The sequence below is a fragment of the Mycobacterium sp. genome, assembly GCF_035499775.1.
In the GTDB taxonomy this organism is placed as follows: domain Bacteria; phylum Actinomycetota; class Actinomycetes; order Mycobacteriales; family Mycobacteriaceae; genus Mycobacterium.
In genome coordinates, this window is record NZ_DATJYB010000049.1 from 1 (window position 1) to 2,455 (window position 2,455).

A 2,455-nucleotide genomic window follows, 5' to 3' on the forward strand; every position below is an offset into this window, starting at 1 on the left:
CCTCGGTGCCCATTCACCGTGATAGGAACGGGCATGCGACCGTTCTGGATTGGCCCGTCGGCGATCTCGGTGGTGTTGGTAGCCGCGTGTTCTCCGTCGCCGGCGCCGTCGCCGCAGCAGGTGCTGGCCCCGTCGCCGTCGCCGTCGGCGCGTGGCGGTGGCGTCAACCCCGCCAACATCAAACGGATCGGTCGTGAGCTGCCGCCGGGCTATGAGGTGAGCAGTGGCATTCCGCCCGCGGCCTCACCGCGGGTGATCTGGGGCCTGAAAGCCGATGCCGCGCGCATCGAGGCCAAGCCGGCGCAATGCGCGGCACTGGCCGACCCCGGCAACGGACGCGGCCACTCCGCGCAGGGCGTCTCGGGGTCGGGGTCGGGCGGCATCGTCGACGCGATCGTGGTGGCCTTGCCGGCGCTGCCGGGCCCGGTGACACCCGATCACAGCCTCCTCGCGGCGTGCGGGCAGTGGACCATGGCCGACGGGCGCACCAGCGCCGGCGTCCATCTCGTCGACCCCCCACACATCGACGGCGCCGAAACCGTCGGGATGGCGGCCGACATCCGGACAACCGTCGAGTCCGGCACCGAAATCGATTCGCGGGCTTACACATTCGTCGCATACCTGGGCAACTACTACGCGTTCACGACGGTGACCATCGATCCTGGCTCGGCACTTCCGGCGCTGACACCGCAATTCGCCGCCGATCTACTGGTCAAAACGGCGTCCACGTTACGCAGTTGAGCGCCTTTGTTTGGGTAGATTGGCCACGATGTTCAAGGTGGCGCTCGCGGTCGCATCGGTGTGCTTGCTCGCCGGCTGCGCCGGCGGCTCGTTGGGTGGGCATACCTCGGCAAACGCCGATATCGCCAAGGTCACCGACGTCAAGTCGAGCTTCGGGCCCGACTTCAAGGTCCTCGACATCTCAGAACGGGCGATCGACCCCAGCATGCTGGGCGCCCGGAAGCTGCCCGGCGGACTGAAATTCGACCCCGCCGACTGCGCGAAAGTGGCAGCCGGGCCGGACATGCCGGCGGACTTGCAGGGCAACATGGCCGCGATCTCCGCCGAGGGCAACGGCAACCGCTTCGTGGTCATTGCCGTGGAGACCTCGAAGCAACTGCCCTTCACCGACCCGGGGAAGGATTGCAACAAAGTGGCTTTCGCCGGGGGCCAGGTGCGCGGTGGCATCGAAGTGGTCGATGCGCCGCGTATTGACGGTGCGCGCACGCTGGGGGTGCACCGTATCGTGCAGGCGGCGGTGGCCGGGGGACCGCGCATCGGCGAGTTGTACGACTACTCCGCTCAGTTCGGTGACTACCAGGTGATCGTCATCGCCAATCCGCTGGTGGTACCGGATCGGCCGGTCGCCAAGGTCGATACGCAACGCGCCCGCGACTTGCTGGTCAAGGCGGTCAGCGCGGTTCGCGGCTAGCTTGCTGCCATGACTCGGGCCGCTAGCGCACGTCGCGTGGCCGGAACTGGATGCTGACCCGCGGGCCTGTCGGCGCCGACGTCTTGGGAACCGCGTGCTCCCAGGTGCGTTGGCATGATCCGCCCATCACCAGCAGGTCGCCGTGTGCCTGCGCGAGCCGCAACGACGGCCCGCCGCCGCGCCGACGCAACGCAAAGGTGCGGGTGGCGCCCAGGCTGACGATCGCCACCATGGTGTCCTCAGAGCTGCTACGGCCAATCGTGTCGCCATGCCAGGCGACGCTGTCCGAGCCGTCGCGATAACAGCACAACCCGACGGTGGTGAAGGGCTCACCCAGCTCGCCGGCGTAGATGTCGTTGAGCCGCCGCCGCACCCGGGCCAGCTGGGGATGCGGGGGATCTTCGACGGTCAGGTCGTGAAAACTGACCAGCCGGGGCACGTCGACCACCCGGTCATACATCTGGCGGCGTTCCGCGCGCCACGGCACCGTGGACAGCAAGGCGGCCAGCAAGTCCTGTCCGTCCTTCAGCCAGCCGGAGCGGATTTCGATGAAGGCGCCGTCGCCGAGTTGCCTGCGCTCGGTGTGCTCGAACAACGAGCCCTGTGCCCCCGCTATCACCGCCCTCACGCCGACCAGCCTATCGCACATTCGTTCGATCGACCGGGACCGGCGGACCAGCGGCTACGGTTTCTACTTGTGAGTGCTGTCGAGCTGGGCACCAATTCCGAGGTGGGAACGCTACGCGTCGCCATCCTGCACCGGCCCGGCGCTGAGCTGCGTCGACTCAACCCCCGCAACAACGACCAGCTGCTGTTCGACGGTCTGCCCTGGGTATCCCGCGCGCAGGAGGAACACGACCAGTTCGCCGAGCTACTGCGTTCCCGCGGGGTGGAAGTGCTGCTGATGTCGGAGCTGCTGACCGAGGCGCTCAAGCACAGCGGGGCCGCCCGGATGCAGGGCGTCGCCGCCGCCGTCGATACACGGCGGCTGGGAGTTCCTTTGGCGCAAGAACTTTCGGCCTA

General features: G+C 67.9%; 4 protein-coding genes. 3 read left to right on the forward strand and 1 reads right to left on the reverse strand.

The genetic code is table 11. The features are described 5' to 3' along the window. Positions 1-33: 33 nt before the first annotated feature. Both VML93_RS03065 and VML93_RS03070 read left to right on the forward strand, forming a co-directional pair. A complete protein-coding gene (locus tag VML93_RS03065; protein WP_325607570.1) occupies positions 34-741 on the forward strand; it encodes a DUF5642 family protein in 708 nt (235 codons plus the stop codon). 28 nt (positions 742-769) lie between these two features. After that, on the forward strand, positions 770-1,432 hold the full coding sequence (locus tag VML93_RS03070; protein ID WP_325607566.1) for a DUF5642 family protein: 663 nt from the start codon (positions 770-772) through the stop codon (positions 1,430-1,432). A 22-nt stretch (positions 1,433-1,454) separates the two neighbouring features. On the opposite strand, the gene VML93_RS03075 is transcribed toward VML93_RS03070, so the two are convergent. Next, positions 1,455-2,051: an alpha-ketoglutarate-dependent dioxygenase AlkB gene (locus tag VML93_RS03075; protein ID WP_325607572.1), complete on the reverse strand. Its 597-nt coding sequence runs from the start codon at positions 2,049-2,051 to the stop codon at positions 1,455-1,457. A 78-nt stretch (positions 2,052-2,129) separates the two neighbouring features. Between VML93_RS03075 and VML93_RS03080 the strand changes: the two genes are divergently transcribed. Beyond that, the coding region (locus tag VML93_RS03080; RefSeq protein ID WP_325607569.1) for an arginine deiminase family protein at positions 2,130-2,455 on the forward strand (326 nt) is incomplete at its 3' end.

Bases quoted from the DNA above. Each gene is read 5' to 3' on its own strand.
- VML93_RS03065 (WP_325607570.1), top strand. From the start codon at position 34: ATGCGACCGTTCTGGATTGGCCCGTCGGCGATCTCGGTGGTGTTGGTA.
- VML93_RS03070 (WP_325607566.1), top strand. From the start codon at position 770: ATGTTCAAGGTGGCGCTCGCGGTCGCATCGGTGTGCTTGCTCGCCGGC.